Annotated in this window: 17 protein-coding genes; 10 read left to right on the top strand and 7 right to left on the bottom strand. The window is 71.9% G+C overall.

What is annotated here, in order from left to right:
- The first annotated feature begins 127 nt into the window (after window positions 1-127).
- The 4 genes from G6O69_RS15965 (at window position 128) to G6O69_RS15980 (ending at window position 6,282) form a co-directional block, all read left to right on the top strand.
- Window positions 128-2,029: a radical SAM protein gene (locus tag G6O69_RS15965; RefSeq protein ID WP_172304358.1), complete on the top strand. Its 1,902-nt coding sequence runs from the start codon at window positions 128-130 to the stop codon at window positions 2,027-2,029.
- A 157-nt stretch (window positions 2,030-2,186) separates the two neighbouring features.
- Entirely contained in the window at window positions 2,187-3,461 is a 1,275-nt protein-coding gene (locus tag G6O69_RS15970) for a myxococcus cysteine-rich repeat containing protein (RefSeq protein WP_172304359.1), read from the top strand.
- Between the two features lie 80 nt (window positions 3,462-3,541).
- Window positions 3,542-5,407 (top strand): radical SAM protein, encoded by a 1,866-nt coding sequence (locus G6O69_RS42175; RefSeq protein WP_172304360.1) that lies wholly within the window; start codon window positions 3,542-3,544, stop codon window positions 5,405-5,407.
- A 62-nt stretch (window positions 5,408-5,469) separates the two neighbouring features.
- Complete coding sequence (locus G6O69_RS15980; protein WP_172304361.1) at window positions 5,470-6,282, top strand: hypothetical protein; 813 nt, start codon at window positions 5,470-5,472, stop codon at window positions 6,280-6,282.
- On the opposite strand, the gene G6O69_RS15985 is transcribed toward G6O69_RS15980, so the two are convergent.
- Window positions 6,279-11,843 carry an AAA family ATPase gene (locus G6O69_RS15985; RefSeq protein WP_172304362.1) on the bottom strand — a complete coding sequence of 1,855 codons (5,565 nt, stop codon included), beginning with the start codon at window positions 11,841-11,843 and terminating at the stop codon, window positions 6,279-6,281. The genes G6O69_RS15980 and G6O69_RS15985 overlap by 4 nt on opposite strands.
- A gap of 112 nt (window positions 11,844-11,955) precedes the next feature.
- Between G6O69_RS15985 and G6O69_RS15990 the strand changes: the two genes are divergently transcribed.
- Window positions 11,956-14,085 (top strand): tetratricopeptide repeat protein, encoded by a 2,130-nt coding sequence (locus tag G6O69_RS15990; RefSeq protein WP_172304363.1) that lies wholly within the window; start codon window positions 11,956-11,958, stop codon window positions 14,083-14,085.
- Between the two features lie 173 nt (window positions 14,086-14,258).
- On the top strand, window positions 14,259-14,825 hold the full coding sequence (locus G6O69_RS15995) for a hypothetical protein (RefSeq protein ID WP_172304364.1): 567 nt from the start codon (window positions 14,259-14,261) through the stop codon (window positions 14,823-14,825).
- 31 nt (window positions 14,826-14,856) lie between these two features.
- Here G6O69_RS15995 and G6O69_RS16000 read toward each other — a convergent pair whose 3' ends face one another.
- On the bottom strand, window positions 14,857-15,819 hold the full coding sequence (locus G6O69_RS16000; RefSeq protein WP_172304365.1) for a hypothetical protein: 963 nt from the start codon (window positions 15,817-15,819) through the stop codon (window positions 14,857-14,859).
- 87 nt (window positions 15,820-15,906) lie between these two features.
- Here G6O69_RS16000 and G6O69_RS16005 point away from each other — a divergent pair, with 87 nt between their 5' ends.
- The 3 genes from G6O69_RS16005 (at window position 15,907) to G6O69_RS16015 (ending at window position 18,813) form a co-directional block, all read left to right on the top strand.
- Window positions 15,907-17,685 (top strand): hypothetical protein, encoded by a 1,779-nt coding sequence (locus tag G6O69_RS16005; RefSeq protein WP_172304366.1) that lies wholly within the window; start codon window positions 15,907-15,909, stop codon window positions 17,683-17,685.
- 53 nt (window positions 17,686-17,738) lie between these two features.
- The gene (locus G6O69_RS16010; protein WP_172304367.1) at window positions 17,739-18,452 is read left to right on the top strand and encodes a DUF2293 domain-containing protein; all 714 of its coding nucleotides are present in this window, start codon (window positions 17,739-17,741) and stop codon (window positions 18,450-18,452) included.
- Window positions 18,453-18,585: 133 nt separating this feature from the next.
- Entirely contained in the window at window positions 18,586-18,813 is a 228-nt protein-coding gene (locus G6O69_RS16015; protein ID WP_172304368.1) for a hypothetical protein, read from the top strand.
- A 72-nt stretch (window positions 18,814-18,885) separates the two neighbouring features.
- Here G6O69_RS16015 and G6O69_RS16020 read toward each other — a convergent pair whose 3' ends face one another.
- The 4 genes from G6O69_RS16020 to hemE form a co-directional block, all read right to left on the bottom strand.
- Window positions 18,886-19,593 carry a DUF4331 family protein gene (locus G6O69_RS16020; protein ID WP_172304369.1) on the bottom strand — a complete coding sequence of 236 codons (708 nt, stop codon included), beginning with the start codon at window positions 19,591-19,593 and terminating at the stop codon, window positions 18,886-18,888.
- Between the two features lie 5 nt (window positions 19,594-19,598).
- A complete protein-coding gene (locus G6O69_RS16025) occupies window positions 19,599-20,174 on the bottom strand; it encodes a DUF4331 family protein (RefSeq protein WP_172304370.1) in 576 nt (191 codons plus the stop codon).
- 488 nt (window positions 20,175-20,662) lie between these two features.
- Complete coding sequence (locus G6O69_RS16030) at window positions 20,663-21,277, bottom strand: hypothetical protein (protein WP_176396878.1); 615 nt, start codon at window positions 21,275-21,277, stop codon at window positions 20,663-20,665.
- Complete coding sequence (gene hemE, locus G6O69_RS16035) at window positions 21,264-22,337, bottom strand: uroporphyrinogen decarboxylase (RefSeq protein WP_172304372.1); 1,074 nt, start codon at window positions 22,335-22,337, stop codon at window positions 21,264-21,266. Before hemE ends, G6O69_RS16030 begins: the two co-directional genes overlap by 14 nt.
- 157 nt (window positions 22,338-22,494) lie before the next feature.
- Here hemE and G6O69_RS16040 point away from each other — a divergent pair, with 157 nt between their 5' ends.
- A complete protein-coding gene (locus G6O69_RS16040) occupies window positions 22,495-23,862 on the top strand; it encodes a sigma 54-interacting transcriptional regulator (protein ID WP_172304373.1) in 1,368 nt (455 codons plus the stop codon).
- Here G6O69_RS16040 and G6O69_RS16045 read toward each other — a convergent pair.
- Window positions 23,844-24,785, bottom strand: coding sequence for an alpha/beta hydrolase (locus tag G6O69_RS16045; RefSeq protein WP_172304374.1), 942 nt, complete (start codon window positions 24,783-24,785; stop codon window positions 23,844-23,846). The two genes, G6O69_RS16040 and G6O69_RS16045, sit on opposite strands and share 19 nt — an antisense overlap.
- Window positions 24,786-24,796: the final 11 nt, after the last annotated feature.

A 24,796-nucleotide genomic window follows, 5' to 3' on the forward strand; every position in this document is an offset into this window, starting at 1 on the left:
CTGTCGCTAGCTGCCGGTGAGGGTGAGATGGTCACGATTGGTCAGGGCGCAGCTCGATCATCGCTGAGCGCCCGAATTCGCCCGCTGACTTCGACGCGGAAGGGCTGTCACGAGTATGATGCAGAGGATGGACGGCGGCAGCGCGCAATCCCCAGCCCGCAAGGACGTAGCCAAAGAGGAGGCCGCGCACCAAAAGCGCAATTGGGTGCGGCTCACCTTCGACTGCAACGATCGCTGCATCTTCTGCCTCGACGCGCACACCCACAACGGGACCAACCGCTCGCGCGAGGAGATCAAGGCGCAGATCCTCGACGGTCGGCGCAAGGGCGCCGAGCGGCTGATCCTCTCGGGCGGCGAGCCGACGATCCACCCGGACTTCGTGCAGTTCGTCCGCCTCGGGCAGATGGCCGGCTACAAGCGCGTCCAGACCGTGACCAACGGCCGGCTGTTCGCCTACAAGGACTTCTTGACCCGCTGCATCGACGCGGGCCTGGGCGAGATCACCTTCTCGATCCACGGGGTCAACGGGCGGATCCACGACGCCCTGGTCGGGACCAAGGGCGCCTTCGATCAGGAGGTCATCGGGCTGCAAAACGCCCTCGACGACGGGCGGGTGATCATCAACATCGACGTCTGCGTCAACCGGGGCAACGTCAAGACCCTGCCCGACCTGCTCGAGAAGTTCACCAACATGGGGGTCAAGGAGTACGACCTGCTCCACGTGATCCCCTTTGGCCGCGCCTACACCGAGGGCAAGGAGACGCTCTTCTACGACCTCGAGGAGATGCGCCCCTACCTGCTCCAGGCCTTCGAGTACAGCAAGCGGCCGGACATGCACATCTGGCTCAACCGCTTCCCGGTGCCCCACCTCGAGGGCTACGAGAACCTGATCCAGGACCCCTACAAGCTCAACGACGAGATCCGCGGGCGCAAGGAGGAGTACGAGCTGCTCCTCGACGAGGGCGTGCCCCTCGACTGCCGCGCGCCGCACCGCTGCGGGCACTGCTACCTCGAGCCGGTCTGCGACGAGCTCGACGAGATCCGCGGGACCGTGGCCGCGTCGAGCTTCGAGGTGGTGCGCTACGACGTCGCCTGGGACGCGGCCCAGGGCCCGGTCTATGGCGGGGATCCGGCCTCGGCCGAGCGCAGCAAGACCCGGCGCCAGATGATCGAGCTGCTCAACCAGGCCGAGGCCGATGGCAGCCAGATCACCGCCGAGGCGGCGGCCGTGGCCTTGGGCAAGGACCCCGAGCAGATCGAGCACCGCAAGCTGCGCCTGCCGCTGCTCGGCCAGCCGGGCTCGGGCTACCAAAAGCCCGAGTACCCGGCGATCGCCGAGCAGATCGAGCGCGCCGCCGCCAAGCTCGGCCACGCGCCGCCGCTGCTGCTGGTCGCCCACGACCTCGAGGCCGCGGCCGCCGGCGAGCTCGAGCGCTTCGCCCCGGCGGGCGAGCTCGAGCTCGACCTCGAGGACTACGCCGGCCTGGCCGAGGCCCTCGACGAGGACGGCCGCGTGCTCGGTCGCAAGCTGCGCAAGGTCACCGTCGAGACCGTGGCCCAGGCCAAAGCCATGCTCGCGATCGACGCGGACTTCGAGGTCTGCGTCGAGCTCAGCCGCGAGGTCGAGGACTGGCTGCTGGAGATCGCCGAGCAGCCCAGCGCCCCGGCGCGCCTGGCCCTGTGCCAGCCCACCCACGAACGCCTGACCGAGTCCGTGGAGCGCGACTTGGACCTCCCGGCCTTCTTCTCGCGCTTTGGCCACGAGGTCCCCGTGGACGACGTGCCCAGCTGCGTGCTCGGTCGCCCCGCGCGGCGCCGCCGGGAGCAGCTCGACACCAGCATGATGACCATGGCGGGCAAGCTCGAGATCTTCCGCTACATCAAGCGCTACATCCTCGACCGCTACTGGCGAAAGTCGCTGCGTTGCAAGACCTGCGTCTACGCCGAGAGCTGCCGGGGGATGCACATCAGCTACATCCGCGCCCACGGCTTCGCGCTGATGCAGCCGGTCGAAGCCGCGGCGCAGTGAGCATGTGCGCGGCCGCTGGCGGTCATGCGCGCGTGCGTGCTCGGCCGCCGGCGTCGCCGGTCCGGTCTCGTGGGGGGGCGCCGGCACGGCGATTGACGGCGCGCGCGGCCTCCCAGCGGTGCTTGGCTGGGCGGGGTCGGTGGTAGTCTGCCCGCCGATGAAGCACGCCCGCGCGTCCTTGGTCCTCACTGGAGGCTTTGCCTCGCTCGCGCTCTTCGCTTGCTCGGACAGCGCTGGCGATCAGGGCGAGGGGGGCGATGAGGGGACCGAGGCGGCGACGCAGGGGGAGAGCAGCACGGACGAGGAGGCGTCCTCGACGGACGAGGACGTCGGCGAGAGCTCGACCTCCCAGGGCACGACGGAGGAGGACACCAGCGAGTCGACGGACACGCAGGACACGGGGGAGTCGACGGACACGCAGGACACCAGCGAGTCCGCTGACACCAGCGAGTCCGCGGACACCAGCGAGGGCGCCGAGGGCTGCGGCGACGCGATCGTCGAGGGCGACGAGGCCTGCGACGACGGCAACCTCGTCGGCGGCGACGGCTGCGACTCGAGCTGCGCGACCGAGTGCGGCTACCTGTGCCTCGAGCCCGGCCAGCCCTGTATCTCGGGCTTCAACGCGGTCCAGTGCGCGAGCGCGGGGGCGCCCTTTGGCCAGGCGAGCCCGCTGGCCAACGTCTGCCAGCTGGCGACCTTGTCGGTCGACGGCAGCCACATCGCGCTCAGCCCCGAGACCACCATCGAGGGCGAGGCGCGCCACCTCGACGCGATGTACACGGACCCGAGCAACGCGGTCTATGGCTTCGCCGGGGACACCGAGGACCTCGACAGCGGCAGCCAGCTGGTCGCGGTCGACGTCGACAGCGGCGAGCTCGCCGTGATCGGGCCGAGCCTCGGCGTGTGGGTCATGGGCGCGGCGATGAACGACGCGGGCGAGCTTTGGGTGACGGTCTTCGACACCTACGAGCGCAACGAGCCGACCGAGGTCCGCATCGCTCGGGTCGACCCGGCTTCGGGCGAGTTCCTCGACGGGCCGACGACGCTCACGGAGGCGGGCGAGCCGGTCAGCGTGTACTCGACCCACGTCAGCGACGTGGCCTTTCGCTTCGACGGCGCGATGTTCATCTCGGCCAACGAGCCCGGGCCGCCCCCGCCCGAGCCGCTGAGCCGCTACCTCGAGGTCGACCGGGCCACGGCCACGGTGCTCTCGGCGGTCGAGGGCCCCGAGGACATCTACGCCGCGGGGATCGTGTTCGTGGGCGAGGCCGACGAGATCGTGGCCATGGACATCCGCGGGGAGGACGACATCTTCATCCTCGACCTCGCGCAGCCCCCGGAGCTGGCCGAGAGCCTGCTCTACGAGGACCCGATCCCGACGAACAGCGGGACCGCGGACCTCGCGGGCTGCTCGAAGCTCAACCCCCAATGAAGGGCGGGGGTAGGGCGAGGGACAGGGCGGGGTCAGGGCGAGGTCACGGCGGCGGTCATGGTGAAGTAGGATAGAGCCCGGTGCGAGTCGTCCGCGTCGAGACCAACCGCAGCTGCCCGCTGCGCTGCCGCCACTGCGCCTGCGAGCCACGCGAGCGCGCCGAGGTCGTGCGTGCGGCGCCACGAGAGATCGCCGCGGCCAAGCAGCGCGGCTTCACCAGCTTGGTGCTCGCCGGCGGGGAGCCGCTGCTGCGCCGCGACCTCGAGCGGCTGATCGCCTTCGCCAAGGCCGGGAAGGTGGCGCGCCCCGAGGAGGCCGGGCCGGGGGCGCGGGTGGGCGAGGTGGTGGTCGAGAGCACGGGCGTCGGCCTCGATCACGAGCGGGCTCGAGCCTTGCGCGCGGCTGGCCTGGACCGCCTGCGCCTGCACCTGTTCGGCTGGGAGAAGACCTACGAAGCGGTCACGGGCGTGGCCGGGAGCTTCGCCCGGGCGCGGGCCGGGTTCATGGCAGCGGCAGCGGCAGCGAGCGATGGGGGCCTCGCGGTCGAGGTCGAGCTGCCCTTGCTGCGCGCCAACTTGGCGCAGGCGCCCACGCTCTGCGCGCGGCTGCTCGACGCGTGCGGCCTGGTCCCCGCGGCGGTCCACCTGCGCCTGCCGAGCGACCCGGATCCCCTGCCGCTGCGCGAGGCGGTCGCGGCCATCGAGGCCTGCGACCGCGCCCTGGGCGAGCTCGAGCTACCCGCGGGCGCGGCCGAGCCGCGCGTCCGCCTGGCCATGGATCGCACGCCCCCGCCCTGTCTGTTTCGCGCGCCGGGGCGCAGCGGCCACCTGTTCTCGCTGACCCGCGGCGGGGCCGAGCGCCCCGGCTACGCGCGCCCCGAGGGCTGCGCTGGCTGCCAGGTCGCGGATCGCTGCCCGGGCTTCCCGATCCCCGATCTCGAGCGCGACCCCAGCCTCGCGCCGGCGCCGATCCAGGCCGACCGCGCGCGCCGACGGCTGACCTTGGTCGCCGACGTCGACGCCCAGATCGCCCGCGAGCTGGTCTCCCATGACCTCGGCCGAGACACGGCCGGCAACACCTGGGTCGTGCACACGATCCGCGTGCAGTTTCGCTGCAACCAGGCCTGCGATTTTTGCTTCGTGTCCACGCACCTGCCCAAGGCCGAGTCGGCGGCGATCTACGCGGCGATCGACGCGGCCGCCTCGGCCGGCGCGGCGGTGGCCCTGTCCGGTGGCGAGCCCACGCTGGCGCCGGCGCTGTGCGACTACGTGCGCCACGCCAAGGCCGCCGGGGTCGCGGCCATCGAGCTCCAGACCAACGCCATACGCCTGGCCGATCCCGCGCTGTGTCGCGCGGTGGTCGAGGCTGGGATCGACACCGCCTTCGTGTCCCTGCACGGCAGCCGTGCCGAGATCTGCGACGCCGTGACCAACGCGCCGGGGACCTGGGCCAAGACCGTCGCCGGCCTGGATCAGCTCGCGCGGCACGAGCAGGTGGGCGTGCGCGTCAACTTCGTGATGTGCCAGCAAAACGCCGCGGACTTCCCCGCGGTGGTCGAGCTCGTCGCTTCACGCTGGCCGCGGGCGGATCTGACCTTCTCGTTCGTGGCCCCGTCGACGGATCTGGTCCCGCGCACGCAGGCGCTGATCCCCCGCTACTCCGAGGTCTTCGCCCCGCTGCTCGCCGGCCTCGAGCGCGCGCGCGCCCTCGGCGTGACAGTGACCGGCTTCGAGTCGATGTGTGCGATCCCGCTTTGCCTCAAGCCCGACGGGCTGGGGGACTACGAGCAGCTCTCGCCGGCGGAGCTCGGCGTCGGCGAGTCGGCCGCGGAGTTCGAGAAGCCGCCGGTCTGCGTCACGTGCAGCCAGCAGGCTCGCTGTTGGGGGGTGCGTCGCGGCTACGTGAGTCTCTACGGCACGGACGAGCTGCGCCCATTTTCAACCTGAGCGCGCATTTTGCCGGCTCGCCAGCGAGTCGTGCGTGCCAGCATCTGGAGACCCCCACTGCCATGTCCGTCTCGCTCACCCCCGCACATTTCTCATCGACGGTCCTCTACGGTCGCTCCGTGGTGATCAAAGGGCGGTGTGAGCACGTGCTCGGCTATCAAAACCTGGCCGAGAACCTCAGCGGGGGTCCCAACGCGATGATCCTGCCGCTGCCCGCGGCCGCGCCCATGGGCCCGGACAATTTGCTCGACGTCTCGAGCTGCCGGGGCTTGCTCGAGCGCTATCGCGACGCCCTCTCATCGCCGACGCCGCGCGGTTTCTCGGGCAAGACTCAGGTGTTCGAGAGCGGGAACTACAGCGTCGTGCTCGCCCAGTCGGCGAGCCTCGGGGACATCGAGGACGCGCTCGAGGGGGTGCCCGAGAGCAGGCGGCCCAAGGTGGATCCCCTGCTGCTCAGCTACTACATGAGCTGGTACCCCGGCTGGCATATCGCCCTGTGCTGCTTCGACACCGCGGTGCGCAAGTACGAGCCGCTGGTCTGGCGCTACGAGCCCATGGACCCCGAGCTGGTGTTCTTGCCGGGGCTCGAGGCGAGCAACGGCAAGACCCCGCGTATCGGCGTCCCGGTGACGATCGACCACACGCTGGCCCTGGGCATCGACAACGAGGTCGATGACGAACGCCCACGAGTTCGCGCGTTGCTCCCGGCGGGCATGGCCGAGCACCTGCTGCCCTACTTCCCCGAGGTCGTGTGTGGCCGGGCGAAGATGGGCGGGCGGCTGGTCAATGGTGACTGGTACCTGCCGGCTGCGGGCGACCGCATGGCCCTCGCGCGCGCGCTGATCGAGCGCCTCCCGCCGCCGGGGATGCGCTAGCGATCAAGCTGCTCAGCCTGATCAGCTCGATCAGGCTGCTCAGCTTGGGAGCTGGCCGCGGCCTGGGCGGGGAGCTCGAGGTGAAAGCGCGTGCCGACGCCGGCCTCGCTCTCGACGTGCAGCTCGCCGCCGTGGTCCGTGGCGATGCCGTGGCTGACGGCGAGGCCGAGGCCGGTGCCCTTGTCGCGCCCCTTGGTGGTGAAGAAGGGGTCGAAGATCCGCGCGCGGATCGGCTCGGGGATGCCTGCGCCGCGGTCGGCCACGCTCAGCCGCACCCAGGGCAGGCCCGCGCGGGTGAAGGCCGCGGCCGAGAACTCGATGCGCTTGTCGTCGTGGAAGCCCGGGTAGCGCTCGTTGAGGGCGTCGCGGGCGTTGGTCACCAGGTTCATGATGATCTGCTGGATCTGCTGGGCGCGGCAGTGGACCTCGGGGAGATCCTCGGGCAGGTCGACGAGCACGCGGACGTCGTCCTTGCGCATGACGGCGCGGACCAGGGAGAGCGTGGCTTCGACGAGGGCGGGGACCGAGACCCGCTCGCGCTGGAGGTCGACCTCCTGGCGCGAGAAGGCCAGGAGGTCGCGGACGATGGTCGCGACGCGCTCGGACTCCTGGGTGATCTCGGCCGAGAATTCGCGCACCGTCCCGCAGTCCTCGGCGTGCTCGTGGATCAGCTCGGCGTAGTTGAGGATGCCCTGGACGGGGTTGTTGATCTCGTGGGCGACGCCGCTGGCCAGGGTGCCGATGGACTCGAGGCGCTGCTGCTGGCGGACCTGGGCCTCGAGCTGCTTGCGCTGGGTGATGTCCGTGGAGATCGACAGGTACTTGGTGACGTCGCCCCCGGCGACCGGGGCGAGGCGGGTCATGTACCAGCGCGCGGGCATGCCGGCCGGGCTGATGCAGATCTCGATCTCTCGCGGGCCGCCCCCGGCCACGACGCTGGCGAAGGCCTCGCGCCAGACCTCGCGCGAGGCCTCGGCGAGGCTCTGCTCGGTGTTCAGGCCGATGACCACGCTGGGGTCGGCGGCGTAGGGCTGGAGGTGGTTGACGAACTCGAGCCGGCCCTGCGCGTCCATCAGCGCGATGATGTCGGGCATGCCGTCGACGAGCGAGCGCCACTGGGCCTCGCTGCGCGCGAGCGCGGCGTAGAGCCGGGCGTTGTCGAGGGCGCTGGCGGCCGGGGCCAGGAGGATGCGCAGGATCTCGAGGCGCTGGGCCGAGAACACGCCGGGGGTCAGGCGGTTCTCGAGGACCAGCGCGCCGACGCGCCCGGAGGGCTTGACGATCGCCATGCACAGCAGCGAGCGCACGCCCTCGCGGCGCAGGTAGGGGTCGGCGGCGAAGCGCGAGTCGGCGACGTCGTCGACGACCACGGCGCTGCCCGTGCGCAGCACGTAGTGGACGGCGGACACGGGCAGGCGCTCGTGGGCGAGGGCCAGGGGCACCGGCTCGGCCATGAACGCGGCGGGCTCGCGGGCGCCGCCCTCGGCGACCAGGGTGAGCTCGTCGTCGCGCTCGAGCAAGAGCAAGCCGTGGTCGGCCCCGGCGTTCTCGATCGCGGCGCCGAGCACCCTGCTGATCACCTGCTCGAGGTCGAGGGCCTCGTTGATGATCTGCATGGTCGAGAGCAAGGTCGCGAGGTCGAGGGACAGGCCCGAGTTGCCCGCGCCAAGCGAGGCCGAGAGCAGCCTCGGGTGCGAGGGGCTCGCGCCCTCCGCCGCGGGGGCGTCGAGGCTCGTGTTGTGCGTGAGGGTCTGGGTGAGGGTCTGGGAGGCGCTCGGGCTGAGGTGTCCGCCGAGGCCGTGGCGGGCGTCGAGGGCCGCGACCAGCCCCCAGGCGCCAAACTCCTCGAAGGCCGCCCGCGCGCGCAGCAGCGCGCCCTCGCGGGCCGAGCCCAGGCCCTCGCGCCCGGCCCAGTCGGCGATCGCGAGGCTGGCGAGGCCGGCGACGTAGTGCGCGTCGTGCTTGGTCGCCAGGGCGTGGGCGGCCTCGAGCTGGCGCAGGGCCCGGCCCGACTTGCCGCGCATGGCCGCGAGCTCGCCGCTGACGAGCGCGGCCATGGCAGCGTAGTTTTGCGGGCAGATCTCGGCCCAGCGCGAGATGACCTTGTGCTGGCGACGGACGCAGGCGAGCAGCACGCGGCGCTGGCGAGGTCCGCGGCCGAGGGAGCGGCGCGCGGCGAGGAAGGCCGCGAGCATCGCGACGCGGGGCACGACCACCGAGCCCATGAGCACGCGCTCGTAGTCGCCGAGCAGCGGCTCGACGAGGGCCCAGGCCTCGTCGACCTCGCCGAGCAGCGCCCGGCCCCAGACCTCGCCACAGATCACCGCGTAGCGGGTCAGCGAGCTGAGCTCGACGCTGACCTCGTCGAGGGTCATGAAGCTGGCGCCCTCGACCCCGGCCATGACCGCGATCAGCCGCGAGGTGAAGTCCGCGACGACCTTGAACTCGGGCGTGCCGAAGCTGTCGTCGACGGCCCGCACGCGCGCGTCGAGCTCGATGATCTCGCGCAGGTGGGTCCCGGCCTCGAGGTGGTTGATGAGCCCGAAGGCGGCGATCAGCCCGGCGGCGTCGCGCTCACCGGCCTCGATGGCCTCGAGCTGGGCGGCCTCTGCCGGCCCGGCGACCTCGCAAAAGGGCCGGCACTGCGGCCCGACCATGGTCAGCGAGTTGGCCCGGGCGCTGATCGCCGCGGCCGGGGTGCTGCTGCGCGCGCTGGCCAGGGCGACGGCGTCCTCGACCAGCGCGCGGGCCTGGGGGACCTTGGCCATGGTGATCAGCACCATGGCCATGGAGCCCAGCGAGTGCGGGGCGGTCGGGTGGTGCCCGGCGCGAACGCAGCGCTCGACGTGGTGGGCGGTGATCATCGCCCAAAGGTTCTGCGCCTTGAACCAGGCCGGGCCGCGGGCGGCGTCGAGCAGGTGCAAGATCGCGTCTTCGCGCGGGTCGCTGACCGGCGCTCTGGTCAGCAGGGTCTCGCGGTCGATCCTGGCGAGGGCCCGCTGGGCGCGGATGAAGGCGAGGGCGACCTGGGCCATGCGCGGCTCGGCGGGTAGCTCGACGCCGAACTCGGCGAGGGCCGCGAGCGCGGTCGCCAGGGCGTCGTCGACCTGCTCGCGCAGCTCGAGGATGCGGACCCGGCGGGCGAGGACCCGGGCGCGCTCGACCTGGGAGAGCGGGCGCTCGAGCAGGGCCGCGAAGGCGGCGTCGGCCGAGCTCGTGTCGCCCTGCAAGGCCATGGCCTGGGCGCGGCCGAAGGTCGCGGCGAAGGCCAGCGGGTGGGGCTCGGCCGCGGCCTCGAGCAAGTCGGCGGCGAGCTCGAAGTAGCGCCGCGCCGCGCCCCAGGCCGCGCGGTCGAGGGAGCGCTGCCCGGCGTGGGTGTTGAGCGTGACCAGCAGCGAGCGCCGCGGCTGGGGCAGGTCGGCCATGGGCAGGCCGCCGTCGAGCTGATCGATGATCTCGAACAGCCGCTCGCCGAGGGTCTCGGGATCGCAGCCGTGGCGGGCGAGCAGGTGCTCGCCCAGGCGCCAGTGCAGGCCGCGCCTGGTCTCGGGGTCGATGGCCTCGAGCACGGCCTCGCGGATGCGCTCGAGGCCGAAGGCGTAGCCCTGGCCGCTGGGGTGGATCAGGCCGCGGCGCTCGAGCTCGAAGAGGGCCGCGGCCACGGCCTCGCGCGGGCGCCCCGAGCCGCCCTCGAGGGCGCTGGCCTCGAAGCGCGGGCCAGCGCAGGCGGCGAGCTCGAGCAGCGCGCGGGGGCCGGGCTCGAGCTCGGCGAGGGTGAGCTGCATGACCTCGAGCAGGTCCTCGGGCGGGCTGGCGGCGGCGACCTGCTCGGGCTGCCAGCGCCAGCCGGTGGGGCTGGGCTGGAGCAGGCGCTCGGCCTCGAGGCGGAGCAGGAGCTGGCGGACGAGCAGGGGGCTGCCGCCGGTCTTGCGCGAGACTTGGCGGGCGAGCTCGGTGAGCGCGGGGCCCTCGCGCCCGAGCACGTCGCGGAGCATGGCCTCGAGGTCGGGCACGCTCAGGGGGCGCAGCGCGAGGCCGGTGACCTGCGGTCGGGCGATCAGCGCGCGCAGCGGGTGATCCTCGGCGAGGGCGTCCTCGCGGTAGCTGGCCACGAAGAGCACGGGGCGCTCGGCGCCCTCGTCGAGCAGCGCGCGGAGCAGCTCGACGCTCTCGCTGTCGGCGCGGTGGAGATCGTCGAGCAGCACGGCCAGCGGCCCGACCTCGGCGAAGGCGGAGACGAAGCGGGCGAGGGCGAGGTGCAGGCGGTTGCGGCCCTCGGCGAGCTCGAGCGCGGGCACGGGGGGGAGCTCGCCGAGGATCATCGCGAGCTCGGGGATCATCGCTGCGGCCACGCCGGCGATCGGGCCGAGCGCCCGGCCCAGGCGCTCGCGCCAGCTCGCCATGCGCTCGTCGCTCTCGGTCAGGATCTGCTCGACCAAGCTGGCGAAGGCCGCGATGAACCCGGCGTAGGGCTGGGTGCGGCCGTGGCCCCCGAAGTCGCCGATCGCGACGTAGCCCCCGGCGGCGCTGACCGGGGCGGCGATGGTCCGCAGCAGCGCCGTCTTGCCCAGGCCGGGGCCGCCAGCGAGGAGCACGAGGCGGCGCTGGCCATGCTCGCGGACGGCCTCGAAGGCGCGCTCGATCGCCGCCCGCTCGCCGGCGCGGGCGTAGAGCTGGTGGGGCAGCTGGAGCGTGGTCGGGTGATCTCGACCGCCGAGCGCGAACGCGGGGTCGAGCTCGCCGCGGGCCCGGGCCGCGGCGAAGCGCTCGAGGTCGGCGAGCAAGCCGCTGGCCGACTGGTAGCGGTGCTCGGGGGCCTTCTCGAGCAGCTTCATGACGATCGCGGCGATCGTCCGCGGGAGCGCGACGAGCTCGTTGGGGGGCTTGGGGCGCCGCGCGAGGTGGGCGTGGATCAGCTCGAGCGGCTCGGCGGCCTCGAAGGGGCGGCGCCCGGTCAGCAGCTCGTAGAAGGTCGCGCCCAGGGAGTAGAGATCGCTGCGGAAGTCGACCTCGTGGGTGGTCCGCCCGGTCTGCTCGGGGGAGACGTAGGGCAAGGTCCCGGCCAGGACCTCGGGGTCGTAGAGGTGGGCGCGCTCGCGCTCGAGCAGCACCGAGATCCCAAAGTCGACCAGGAAGACCGCGCCGGTCTCGGACTCGACGAGCACGTTGCTGGGCTTGATGTCGCGGTGGACGACGCGGCGCTCGTGGACCCGGGCCAGGGTCGCCGCGAGGCTCAGGGCCGTGGGCAAGAACTGGTCCACGGTCATCGGCTGCCCGCCGGTGAATTGCGCGAGGTTGCTGCCGGCGATGTAGTCGAGCAGCAACACCAGCTGGTCGCCGGCGCGCTCGATGCCCAGGGTCTGGACCACGCCCTCGACGTCGAGCTGCTGGAGCAGGCGAAATTCGTGCTCGACCCGGGCCTCGACCCCGCCGTCGCGCAGCTCGAAGACCTTGGCGACGACGGGTCTGTCGTCGCGCTTGCGCACGGCCTCGTAGACCTGCGCCCTGGGTGACGCGCGCAAGATCCTCCGGGTCGAATAGCCGGCCAGGGGGACAACCACTAGTCGGCATTGTGACACCGATCTCGCGGGCTTCATACGCGCGGTCGCGCGGTGCCTCGCGGGCGGGGGGTCGACCCTTGTCGCGAGGTCGGCACTGGGCGACCATTCCGCGGTGAGCACCAACGAGATGATGCAGCGACGAAACTCGAAGGTGACCGAGCAGCTGCTCAGCGAGCTCGAGGCTGGGCGCTTCGACTCGGCCCTGGTCCGCCGCATCCTCGACACCCCGAGCGCCTTCCCTCGCCTGCTGCGAGCCTGCTACCTGGCCCAGGAGGGGCGCTATGGCTCGGCCAGGGCCGACGTCGACGCGGCCCTCGAGCACCGCGCCGACAACCCCGTGATCAGCCTGGCCGCGGGGATGGTCTGCTTCGCCACGCGCGACTATCAGCGCGCCCTCGATCTCTTCGAGCAGGCCGGGGAGCTCTCACCGCGGGCCCGCCGACGCGGGCGACAGCTGGCGATCGGAGCCGCCGGCGGGCTGGGCTGGGAGCACGACGTCCGCCACCTGCTCGAGCTGGCGGTCTCCGAGGAGCCCCAGCACGCGGCCTGGCACGCCCAGGCCGTGCGCTTCTTCACCCGTGGCCGGCACTGGACCAAGGCCCTCGAGCACGCCTTGCGTGCCCTCGAGATCGCGCCCGAGACCCCCCACCTGTGGATGGAGGCGGCGGGCCTGCACGCCCGCCTGGATCAGCGCGAGCAGGCCCTCGCCGCCCTCGAGCGCGCGCTCGCGCTGGCCGACACCGACGGCGAGCGCCCGGAGCTGATCTACCGCCTCGAGGGCGCCCGCGTGGCGGTCGACGCCAGCGACTTCGGCCTCGCCGTGGCCTGCCTCGAGCGCGCGCTCGAGCTCGACCCCAACCAGCCCGAGGTCCACGTTCAGCTGGCCGAGATCCACAGCTGGAAGGGCGAGGCCGCGGCCGCCCAGGCCCGCGCGGAGCAGGCCCTGGCGCTCGCGCCCGAGCACGCCGGGGCCCTGCGCATGCTCGGCGGCCTGGCCGTGCTCGCCAAGGACTACGACGCGGCCATCGAGCTGCTGACCCGGGCGATCGCCAGCAGGGTCGAGGAGTATCAGGCCCACGTGTGGCTGACCGAGGCCTACCTGCGAAGCGAGCGCTACGAGGAGGCCCACGCCCAGCTCCACCAGGGCACGATGAACGCCGGCGGGTTCTTGTTCGTGGCCTGGCTGCTGCGCTTTTTGATCGTCGCCTACTCCGAGAACGCGCCGCTCGAGAACATCACCCCCAACCGCACCGAGGAGTTCGCCGCCGCCCTCGTCGAGCTCGCGCCCGCGCTCGGCCGCAAGGCGCTCGACAGCCGCGACGTGGACGACACCGTGGCCGCGGTCGAGGCCGCGCTCGCGGCCCTGCGCGGCAACCGGAGCATCTACGCGACCCACGTGGTCGATGGCGGGCTCGAGCGGCTGCACGCGCGCAGCGGCTGCCGCTTCGAGTCGCGGTGGATCCTCCAGCTCCTGCGCGTCGCTCCGGGCGAGGAGTGCCTCGCGCTCTTCGACGAGATGCTCCCGCGCTACCCCGGCTCCTCGCTGCCGATCTGCCACCGCGGCGAGCTCCACCTGTGGCTGGGCAACTTCGAGCTCGCCCGCGCCGACCTCGAGCAGGCCGTCGAGCTCGTCGAGGGCACGCGCTGGGCCTACATGGGCCTGTCGACCCTCAACCTGCTCGCCGACGACCCCGAGGGCTGCCTGGCGATCAACGCCCACGGCGTCGAGGTCATGAAGAACACCGAGGGCCCGGCGATCTACGTCTACCGCGGCGAGGCCAAGCGCAAGCTCGGCCGCCACGCCGAGGCCATCGAGGAGCTGCGCGAGTCGGTGCGCTGGCACCCCGCGCGCGCGAGCGGGACGATCAACTTGGCCCTGGCCTACCAGGCCACGGGCGAGCGCGAGGGCTTCGACGAGATGTGGCTGCGCCTGCGCGACGAGCAGGCCAGCGGGCTGCTCTCCGACGCGGCCCACGAGCTCGGCGTGGCGATCGTCGGCGACCCCGACTGGGAGCCCGAGGACGCGGTCAAGATCGCGGTGCTCGAGCGCGCCCTCGAGATGATGGGGGGCAACCGCTCCTCGGGGCTGATCACCTACTGGACCGCCGAGGGCCGCATGCGCTTCGTCCAGCGCTGGCCGCACGGCGGCCGCGGCCCGCACCAGCGCGATCACGAGCACCTCGAGCAGGCCAAGCGCATGCTGCTGCGCGCCCTGGCCAGCTACCGCGGGCCCAGGGGCTGAGAGTCTGGCCCATGGCCGGCCGCCCACCGCCGAGCGCTCGACACACGGGCGTGTCGGCGGCGGGCCCTGAGCGAAACAGCCCTCTCGTCGTGCCCTCGTCGTGCCCTCGTCGTGCCCTCGTCGTGATTGAGACGCGCGGGCAGGCGTGGCAAATTGACCGCGGACAGGCCGCGATGAGCAACAACCCGATCGCCGAGAGCACCGCCCGCTTCCTCGAGCAGCTCGACCCGGGCGAGCGCGAGCGCGCCGAGCAGGTGATGCTCCGCGACTCGGTCCGCGCCGAGGGCGTGGCCATGAGCCTCGCCGACGAGATCAACCTGACAAAGGCGATCAAGTGCGTGGCCGGGATCGACGGCCTCAGCCGCGAGGAACTCGTCGGTCTCAAGTACCTGCTGATCATCTCGGGGCTGCCCCAGAGCATTCAGCAGCACGTGCTCGACTTCGACGCCTCGACCACCCGGGTCGACGACGTCGCCGCGCTCTTCCCCCCGGCGAGTCGCAAGGCCTGCTACGTGCTCTCGGGGACGGCGACGATCGCCGCGATCGACGGGCTCTCGGACGAGGAGCGGGACTTTTGCGTGGAGCTCGGCGCGAGCTTGGGCCTGGCGCCCGCGCTGGTCGAGGCGCTGGTCGCCGAGTCCCGGGCGACGGGCCTGGCGATGCACGAGGGCAACCAGGGCATGGTCACCGAGCTCATGCGCCTGCGCGAGGCGATCTACGACCTCGTGGGCTTGTTTTGAAGCGGGCTTTCGCAAAGCCCCCTTTGTCGATCTATTCGGCGGCGGCGCCCAAGAAGACGCTCTCGACCGCGTCGCCCTCGAAGTGGAACATCAGCCCGCCGTAGATCGAGCCGGCGACGAAGTCGTCCTCGCCGAACTCCTCCTCGGGGTTGCGCACGTCCCCGTAGGCGCGCTCGACCGCCTCGCGGCGCGCCCCGATGCCGATCCCGCGGCGCGTCTTCAGCTTGCTCGGCGCCTCGATGGAGATCGTGCTGATGGTCTGCGGGCCGCCCTCGGTGTCCGCGCTCATCATGAAGCTCAGACCCTCGGGGTAGGTCCAGGTCTGGACCCACTCGCCGGTCGCGGCCTCTTCGACGATGGCCGACTTGGTCTCGGGCTTGCCGAGGGCGTGGCGGACCTTGGCGGTGCCCTGGCCGAGGGCGAAGTCGCCGATCAGCTCGCTGCGTAGAAAGTCGAGCTGGAAGTCGGGCGGCTCCTCGGGCGCGTCTTCGGGCTGCGTGGGCGCCGGGTCCGAGCCACGAACGAGGCCCGAGAGCTGGCAGACGCCCTCGCTGGCCCAGGACCCCGCGAGGGCCGAGGGCTGCCATTGGTCGTGGGTCCCGGCGGCGTCGCTGGGATGGTTGCCAGAGATCTGGAGGCAGGACTGGGTCAGCGAGCCGGCGATGATCTCCTTGCTGCCCTTGGCCACGCGACCTTCGAGCTTGCGGCATTGCTCGCGATCTTCGCGGCAGGCGGTCATCGGCTCGGGACCCTCGGCGCCCTCGCGCTGGTAGCACAGGCACCACCACTGGCCGGCGGGCTGCGCGGGCAAAGGGGCCTCGACGCGCTCGACGGGCTGCGCGGGCTCGGGCGCGGGCTCCGGCTCGGCGCGCAGCTTCAGCGAGCCGGCGCCGCGGCGCTTGCTCGGTTTGGCGGAGGGCGTGGGCTCTGGCTCTGGCTTGGTGCAGGCGACGAGCCAGGCGAGGGCGCAGGCACTGACGAGCGCGGGTCGCATGGCGTCGAGGGTAGCAGGTCGGGGCTGAGAGGTCGGGGGGGCAGGCCAAGGCGGCGCTGGTGGGTGCGAAGGCGCTACCATGACGAGGTGCGCGCCTCGATGATCGCCGCGCTCGCGCTCGCGCTCGCGGGCCTGACCGCCTGCGAGCCGGCCGACTCCGAGCCCGACGCGAGCGAGGGCTCGCTGTGTGCCTGCCGCGAGCTCGACGGCGTGCGCGAGTGCTGCTTTGGCCACGGCGCGTGCGAGGCCCAGGCCGAGGGCCCCGCGCGCTGCGTCTGCGACCCCGGGGCCCGGGGCGAGACCTGCTCGACGCCGGCCCCGGGGGTCCACGCCGTGCGCCCCCGGACCTGCGAGGGCGACGACCCGGGCTGCGTCCAGGCCCACGCCTTCGTGGCCGTCGAGCACCTCGACAGCTGCGTGGACCTCGAGGGCCAGCGCTTCGAGAGCGTGATCGTCCGCCCGGCGGTCGACGCCGAGGGCAGCTGGCCTGCGCAGGCGCTGCCCGTCGCCGTGCTGACCCACGGCGCCAGCCAGGACCCGGCCGACTACTACGATCTGCTCGAGCACGTGGCCGCCAACGGCGTGGTGATCGCGGCCTTCGACGGGACGCCGGGGCGAGACATCACCTTCCGCGCCAACCGGCTGCTCGTCTACCTCGAGTGCCTGCGCGGCGAGTGGCCCGAGGCCGCGCGCCTCGAGGATCGCTACGCGCTGATCGGCCACAGCCGCGGCGGCGCGGCCGTGGCCCTCGCGGCCGAGGCGATCGCCGATGGCATCGCCGGCGAGGGCGTCGAGGTCGAGGCGATCGTCGCCCTCGCGCCCACGCGCACCGGTCAGCGGGCGCTCTCACCCGCGGCCACGCCGGCCTACTTCACGCTCCAGGGCGCGCGCGACCCCGAGACGCCGGGGGCCTCGCTGGCTTGGTTCGACCTCGCCCGCGCGGGCGACCCCGAGCGGGTCAACGCGCTGGCGTGGATCCACGGGGCCACGCACCAGCGCTTTCACCAGGGCCTGCTGGCCGCCGGCAGCGGGGAGCTCGAGGCCAGCCTCGACGCCGAGGGTCACTGGAGCGTGGCGCGGGCCTATATCGGCGGGTTCTTGATGTGGCGGCTGCTCGGGCGCGAGGGCTACCGCGAGCTGTTCACGGGCGAGCGCGTCCCGGCCTCGGTCGCGGCGAGCTGGGTCGGGGAGCCCGGCGTGTTCGCGGGGCTCAGCGACGGCGCCGCGGCTCGCCGCGCGCTGCTCGACTTCGAGGGCGACACGATCGTCCAGCCCGGAGGTGGGCCGAGCCTGAGCCTCGACGGCTTCGCGGAGGCCACGGGCGGCGAGCTGGCGCAGCTCGACGCGCCCTGGTCGACGGGCAACCTGTCCCGCGGCTTGGGCTTGCGCTGGTCGGCGGGGGCGAGCCCGGTGGTCCGCGTCGAGCTGCCCGCCGGGCTCGGTGATCTGCGTGACTACGCGGCGCTGAGTTTGCGCGTGGGTCGAGGCTTCGACGGTGCGCAGGGCTGTTCGCCCACGCCCGTGGAGCTGCCCGTGTTCGGCCTACGCTTGTTCGACGCGGAAGGCGAGGCCGAGCTGCGCTTTGGCGATGGCGACCTCGACCTGGGTGAAGCCGGACGGATCCCCGCGGCGGATCGCTTCGCGCCGCAGACCTTTGGCGCGTGGATCCGCGACGACTGCCACGCCATCGACTATTTGCGGCCGGTCCGCTTGCCCTTGACGCGTTTTTGCGAGGCCGGCGTGGACCTCTCGGCGGTCACGGCGATCGAGCTGCGGATCTCGGACGTGGACGGAGCCGGCGGCGCGCTGCTCGTCGACGACCTCGCGCTCGAGCGGGGGGAGGGCGAGCTCGGAGGCTGCGGCTGAGATCGGGTCGAGCATCGACTTTCGGCCTGCGGTGGGCTATCGAGCACAGGCTCATGGAGGCCTCCGTCTACGCCCAGACCCTCGATGTTGGCCCTGGCCCGGACGCCCGCAAGGTGATCGGCCCGAGCGGGGAGATGCTCGCGGTCCCCGAGAGCTGGGAGCTGCTCTTGCCCGGCGACGCGACCTTGACCCGGCGCGTCAAGAAGGCCGGCCCAAGCTGGACGGTCAAGCATCGCCGCGGGCGCAAGGTGTTCTCGCGCGGGGTCTGGGCGCCGGCCGAGAACATCGAGGCCGCCCGCGAGTCCCTCGAGGTCGAGCGCGCCGACCCCAGCTACGCGCGGCGCCTCGCTGGGGATCGCGTGCGCCGGGCCAAGCAGCAGGCCGACTACGCCGACGAGTTCGAGGTCGCCGTGCTCACCTTCTTGGCCTTCGCTCCGCGCTACGCCGGGCTCGCTGAGCGCATGGCCAAGGCCATCGCCGACCACGCCGTGCCCGTGGGCAGCGGCACCGTCGCGCGGACCAAGCGGATCCCGCTCGAGCGTCGGGCCGAGGCCGCGACCATCGCCTGGCTGCGCCACCAGACCACGGCCTACGACTCGATGAGCATCCCGCGGGTCAAGGGCATGCGCCGCGAGGTCCGGCGCTTGCTCGCCGAGCGCTCGCGCCAGCTGCTCGCGCGCTACCGGCGGGGCGAGGTCGTCGATCCTGGGCGCTGCCTGCTCGAGCGTGGCCTCGCGCAGACCCCCAGGATCGACGCAGAGCTCTGAGCGTCTCTCGGGCGGCGTGGCGACACGTCTAAACGCTGGTGGAACGCGGCGCCAAGGGGGCTGGCGCGCGCACAATTGGCGTAGATCGGCCAGAGCCTTGCGCTCACCGGGGATCGGTGCTTTTTCAAGGTCGATGTCGGGACAGGCCGAGGAGCAGGGCGTCGAGCTCGAGTCTGGACAAGAGGCGGGCGAGGGCGAGCTCTTCGTCGACGCGGCCACGCGGGTGTCCAAGCCGAGCGCCTTCGACGACTGGTACTACGGCATCGAGGATCGCATCGGACAGGGGACCATCGGCATGGGGATATGCCTGGTGATCTTCTTGATCATGCTGGTCTTCGCGATCACCTGTAACCCGATCTGAGCACGCCGCGGCGTGGGGCCCTCCGTGGCCCCGTCGATCAGATCAGATTCGCGCCGCGTCGCGGGCTCGCGCTCAGTTGGGCGCGGCGAGGTAGGGGAACTCGTCGAGGAAGGGGACGTCGTTCTCCGTGGGGTTGAGCGCGCCGACGAGGGCGGCCGCGTCCTGGCCGGGGATGGTGAAGTCGAGCAGGACCACCGCCAAGGTCACGTCCATCACCGGATCGCTGAGCCGGCGCCCGTTGGGGAAGCCGGCCGTGGTCTCGAGGTCGAGCTTGAGAGTGTCGGGGATGACCAGCGGACCGGCCTGCCCGAGACAGTCGTCCACGGCGCAGGGGACGAGCGCCAGGCTGATCAGGTCGTCGTCGAGGATCGAGTGGATCGCCGTGAGGTTGTCGCTGATCTCTCCGGCGTAGTCGCCCTGGATGTCGGACTCCGGGCTGTCGGCGTTGTACGCGTCCTTGGAGGTGATCACCGCCGTGTTGATCGCGGGCATGCCCATGCGGTCGACCTGCGAGTAGGCCTCGGGCGCGGACTCGTCGAACACGAAGGGGTCCTCACCGGTGTCGGTGTCCGAGTCGGTGTCGGTATCGGTGCCCGAGTCCGTGGTCTCGGTGTCCGAGTCGGTGTCGGTGCCGGCGTCGGTTGTGGTGTCGGTGGTCGTGTCGCCGACCTCGTCGTCGTTGCCTTCGCCGTCGTCCGAGCAGGCGCTCGCAAACATGGCCGCGAAGGTGAGCAAGCTGGCGTTGAACAGCGTCGTGTTGATCTTCATCGTCGTCTTCATGGTGCTCATCCCTTGCGCGCGGCCGTGGCCCAGACGTCGATGTTGGTGGAGCCGTCGGCGACGCCGTCGAGGCCGGTCTCGATCACGATCGAGGTCACGTTGGTGCCCGCGAAGCTGTCGCGCGTCGGATCGAAGGCGAGGGTCTCGGTGTCCAGGGTCGCGAGGAAGCCCTCGAAGTCGAAGAAGAAGGGATCCTCGCGCGGGCCGGCGAAGGCCATGCTGCCGGCGTCGCTGGTCAGCACCGTGTCGACCGGGCCGACCAGGGGATCTTCGCCAGGCAGGCCGCTGACCTGCACGCCCCACTCTCCCGCGCCGTTTTGTCCGAAGCGGATCCAGATGTCGTGGTCCGAGACCCCGTCCTGGTCGCGGTCGACGTGGAAGCCGTAGAGGGCCTCGGCGTCGTAGGTGGCGTCGGCCCCGGGGCTAGCGAGGCCCGCGAAATTCACGGCGAGGACCAGGTGATCGCTCTCGGTGTGCCAGGCGTAGAAGTCGGCGAGATCGACGGCGGAGTCGGCCGCGGCCGCAGGCGAGTCGGTGTGGTCGGCTCCCTGCGCCGTGTGGCTCAGTGAGAGCGCGAACAATGTCGCAATGAGTATGGGCTTTAGTTGGGTTTTCATGCGTCTTTTCCATGGCCTCGCTCGAAAGTGAGGCGTTGACTATCGAGGCAGAAGGTGTGGGGTGGTCCCGTCCTCGGGAGAGGCGATAGTGGATAGTATCCATGATTGCCCAGTCATCATCATCGTTTGATTAATTGGGCTATTTGTTTGTCGTCTTTGCTTGGGGCGTTTTCGTATGACGTTGTTTCGTGCTGAATCAACGTCCGGAGTCAGGCGCGCCGGGGAAGCGCGCCTGACTCACGCCTGACTCGATGTTGGCCTGACATGCTCGGGCCGCGTCCGCCAGCGATCATTGGCGAGCTGTCCGCCCTGGGGGAGCTGTAGGCTCTGGGGGGCGATGGCGATGGCGCTGCGCGAGCTCGACTGCGCTCGTGAGCACACCGCCGCTGCCGCCGCCGGTGTAGTCGAGACCCGGACCAAGCTCCGGGCCGAGACCCGGAGCCGTAGGGGGATCAGCCGCCAGCGGCGGCGGCGACGGCCTCGCGCAGGCGCGCGCGCACGCCTTCGTCCCAGCCGTTGAGGACCGCGAGGATCTGCCCGTCGGGGGCGAGCACGAACATGGTCGGGAAGATCGCCACGGAGAACTTGGCGGCGAGGGCCCCGGCGGGGTCCCAGCCCGCGTGGATCCCTGGGTCGAGCTCGAGCATGTCCTGGTCCTCGGGCTGGGCCGCGATCACGATCACCGCGAGCTGCTCGTGCTCGGCGAGGAGCTCGGCGTAGAGGGTGTGGGCCGCGTCCCAGCCGGGCTCCCAGCTGGCCGAGATCTCGAGCAGGACCGGGCGGCCGCGCAAGCTGGCGAGCTCGAGGGACTCACCGCCGACGAGGGGGATCGTGGCCTCGAGGGTCTCGCCAGCGGAGAACTTGGCGGGCTCCTCGGGGACGATCGGCGCGGCTGGCTCGGCCGGCGGGGGCTCGGCTGGCTCGGCGGTGGGCTCGCTGGCCTGCTTGGGGCAGGCCAGCAGCAAGACGCTGGCCGCGAGGGGGGCGATCCGCCCCCACTTGCGGGCGGGGGCGGAAGGGGCGGGCGCGGCGATCGGAGCGAGCATGCTCAATTCAGAGGCGTGCATGGCGTCGTGGCTTTGCTGTGGGCGCTTCGTGGACCGCGTCGACCATCGCCTTGGCGTGCTCGGGGTCGGTGACCCGGGAGATGCCGTGGCCGAGGTTGAACACGTGGGCCTTGGCCCTGGCGCCGGCGGCGACGATCTCCTGGGCGCGGGCGTGGATCAGCGCCTTGGGCCCGAGCAGCACGCCGGGGTCGAGGTTGCCCTGGACCACGCGCTCGGGCCCGACGATGTCGATCGCCTCGCTCATGCCGATGCTCCAGTCGACGCCGAGCACGTCGGCGGGGATCGTGGCCGTGTGCGCGAGCAGGTTGGCGTTGCCGCGGGCGAAGAGGATCACCGGGACGCGCTCGCGGCCGGCGGGGACGTGGGCCTGGACGCGCTCGACGAGGGCGCGGGTGTGGGGCAGGACGTGCTCGACGTAGTCGCGGGGGCCGAGGGCGCCGGCCCAGCTGTCGAAGATCTGCACGGCGTCGACGCCCGCGTCGATCTGGCCGATCAGGTAGTCGGCCAGCAGCGCGCTCATGTTGGCCATGAGCTGGCGAAAGAGCTCGGGGGCGCTGAAGATCAGCTTCTTGACCTCGAGGAAGTCGCGGCTCCCGCCGCCTTCGATCAGGTAGCTGCAGGTGGTGAAGGGCGCGCCGCAAAAGCCGATCAGCGGCACGCGGTCCGCCAGCGCGCGCTTGCAGGCCCGAACCGCGTCCATGACATAGGAGACCTCGGCCACGGGGTCGCCCCAGCGCAGGCCCTCGATGTCGGCGCGGGTGCGGACGGGCTGAGGGAGCACCGGGCCGGGCTTGAACTCGACGGCCACGTCCATGGCGTCGAAGACCACCAAGATGTCCGAGAACAGGATCGCCGCGTCGACGCCCAGGCGATCGATGGGCTGCACGGTGACCTCGGCGGCGAGCTCGGGAGTTCGGCACAGCTCGAGGAAGGAGACCTTGGCCCGAATGGCGCGATACTCGGGGAGATAGCGCCCTGCTTGGCGCATCAGCCACACCGGAGTGCGCTCGGGACGATGGCCGCGGCAAGCGTCGAGGAAGCTGGTGTTTTGCAGGCTCATGGGCGGCGCGGACTATACCCCGGGATCAGGTGTCGGCCTGCGCCAGTGCGGATGGCGCCGCACAGGCCGCTAGAGGCCGCTAGCGGCCGCTTTGCGGGCGCGGATGTGCCCGCGGCCAAAAGCCGGTTAGAATCGCGGGCCTCCACTCCGGCTGGTGATGGACGTGACGATCCCCGAAGAGACGCTCTCCGACGACTCCCCGCAGCTTCATCGCCGGGGCCCTTCGCACGCGTGGCTGATCTACATCGGGTCGAGCGAGAACGACTTCGCTGGGGCGGGCCAGGTGTGGGCGGTCGAGAGCCTCGCCAAGGTTCGCTTCGGGCGGGTCAGCGGCGAGGCGATCGTCGCCGAGCGCGAGGGCGACGACCTCAACATGAGGATCCCCCTCGGGTGGATCAGCGGTCGCCACGCCGAGCTGCGCGTGATCCCCTCGGCCACGGGTCTCGAGTTCGAGCTGTGCGATCTCGACAGCCGCAACGGCACGCACATCGAGCGCCAGCCGATTCCCGGGATGGCGCGGCTGCTGCCGGGGCAGGTGTTCGAAGTCGGGCGCTCGTTTTGGATGATCCGCGAGGTCAACCAGGCGGACCTGCCCCCGGAGCCGGTCAAGCTCCTCGACCCCTCGGGCACCTCCAACCCCAATTTGTGCGCGACACAGCGCACCTTGCTGCGCCTCGCCAAGAGCGACGTGCCCCTGCTGCTCCACGGCGAGACCGGGACCGGCAAGGAGGTCACGGCGCGGGCGGTGCACAAGCTCAGCGAGCGACCTGGGCCGTTCTTGGCGGCCAACCTCGCCGCCCTGTCCGATGAGCGGGTCGACTCCATGCTCTTTGGTCACCGCCGTGGGGCCTTCCCCGGGGCCGACGAGGACACCCCGGGGATCTTCGAGCAGGCCGACGGCGGCACGCTCTTCCTCGACGAGCTCGGCGAGCTCTCGGCCGTGGCCCAGACCAAGCTCCACGCGGCCCTCGCCGAGGGTCGGGTCATGCGCGTGGGCGAGCAGCAGCCGCGCAAGTTCGACGTGCGGGTGATCTGCTCGACCCTCCACGACATCCGCGCGGGCGTCGAGTCGGGCGACTTCCGCCCCGACCTCTACTCGCGCCTGGCCGGCTTCGCCGCGACCTTGCCTCCGCTTCGCCGCCGCCGTGAGGACCTCGGCGTGCTCACGCGGGTGGTCACCGGCGGCAAGGTCAAGCTGGCGACCCGGGCCTTCCGACGCATCCTCAGCCACACCTGGCCGTTCAACGTCCGCGAGCTCCACCAGACCCTGGCGACGGCCTCGATCCTCGCTGGGGGCGACGAGATCTCCCGCGACCTCCTCGACGAGATCCTCGCCAGCCGCCGCGACATGCCCCAGAGCCCCGAGAGCGTCAGCCAGCTGCGGGCCAAGCTCGTCAGCGAGCTGGCCAAGAGCGGCGGCGACACGGCCGAGGTCGCGCGGGCGCTGCACCGCGACCAAAAAGAGATCCACCGCTGGATCGAGCGCTTCGAGATCGAGCCCGACGCCTACCGCAAGCTCGGTTGAGCTGCGCGCGCGCCTGCCATCGTTCCTGTCGTCCCTGCCGCTGCCAGGAAGTCGACGACCGCGTCTCGGTAGCGGGCCTGGGTCAGGTGGCCGCCGTTGTGCCCGCCGGTGAGTGAGACGAAGTCCACCCGCGGCGCGACGCCGGCCTCGGCGGCGGCCCGCAGCGCGTCGCCGTGGGCCGCGGGGATCAGGTCGTCGTCGGGGGAGTGGGCGATCAGCACGGGCGCGCTGACCGTGGCGATGTGCTCGCGCGAGGGATACTCGAGGCCCTTGCCCAAGCTGCGCACGGGCAGCCAGGGGTAGAGCTCGGCGCCGAGCTCGAGGGTGGAGGTGAAGCTCGACTCGACGACGACGGCCATCGGCGGCGCGCCGGCCTCGCTTTGCCGGGCGGCCTGGTCGATGGCGATGGCGCCGCCGAGGGAGCGCCCCCACAGCACGATCTGCGCCGGCGTGAAGCCGCGGACCTCGACGAGGTGGCGCCAGGCCGCGTCCACGTCGAGGCGCGTGCCGGGGACGGTGGGGCGGCCGCTGCTCTCACCGTAGCCGCGGTAGTCGAAGATCAGCACCGACACGCCGAGGGGCCGCAGGCCCTCGAGGGCCGGCATGCGCCCGCCGATGTTGCCGGCGTTGCCGTGGCAGTAGAGCACCGCGATCGCCTGGCTGGCGAGGGCGCCCTGGGGATCCGCCGGCAGGTACCAGCCCGCCAGGGTCTCGCCGTCTTCGGTGCGCAGCTCGACCGCCTCGAAGTCCCAGCCGATGCTCGCCGGGGTGGTGCCCACGTGGGGCAGGGGGTGAAAGAGCAGGGCCTCGGGGCGAGCGAAGAGCACGGCGACGAGCAGCGCGAGCAAGGCCGCGGCGGCGACCATCGACCAGCGCATGAAGCGACGCAGCAAGCTGGGGTTGGCGGCGGGTGCCTGGTCCACGGCCCACCCTA

It is taken from the genome of Pseudenhygromyxa sp. WMMC2535 (assembly GCF_011083025.2).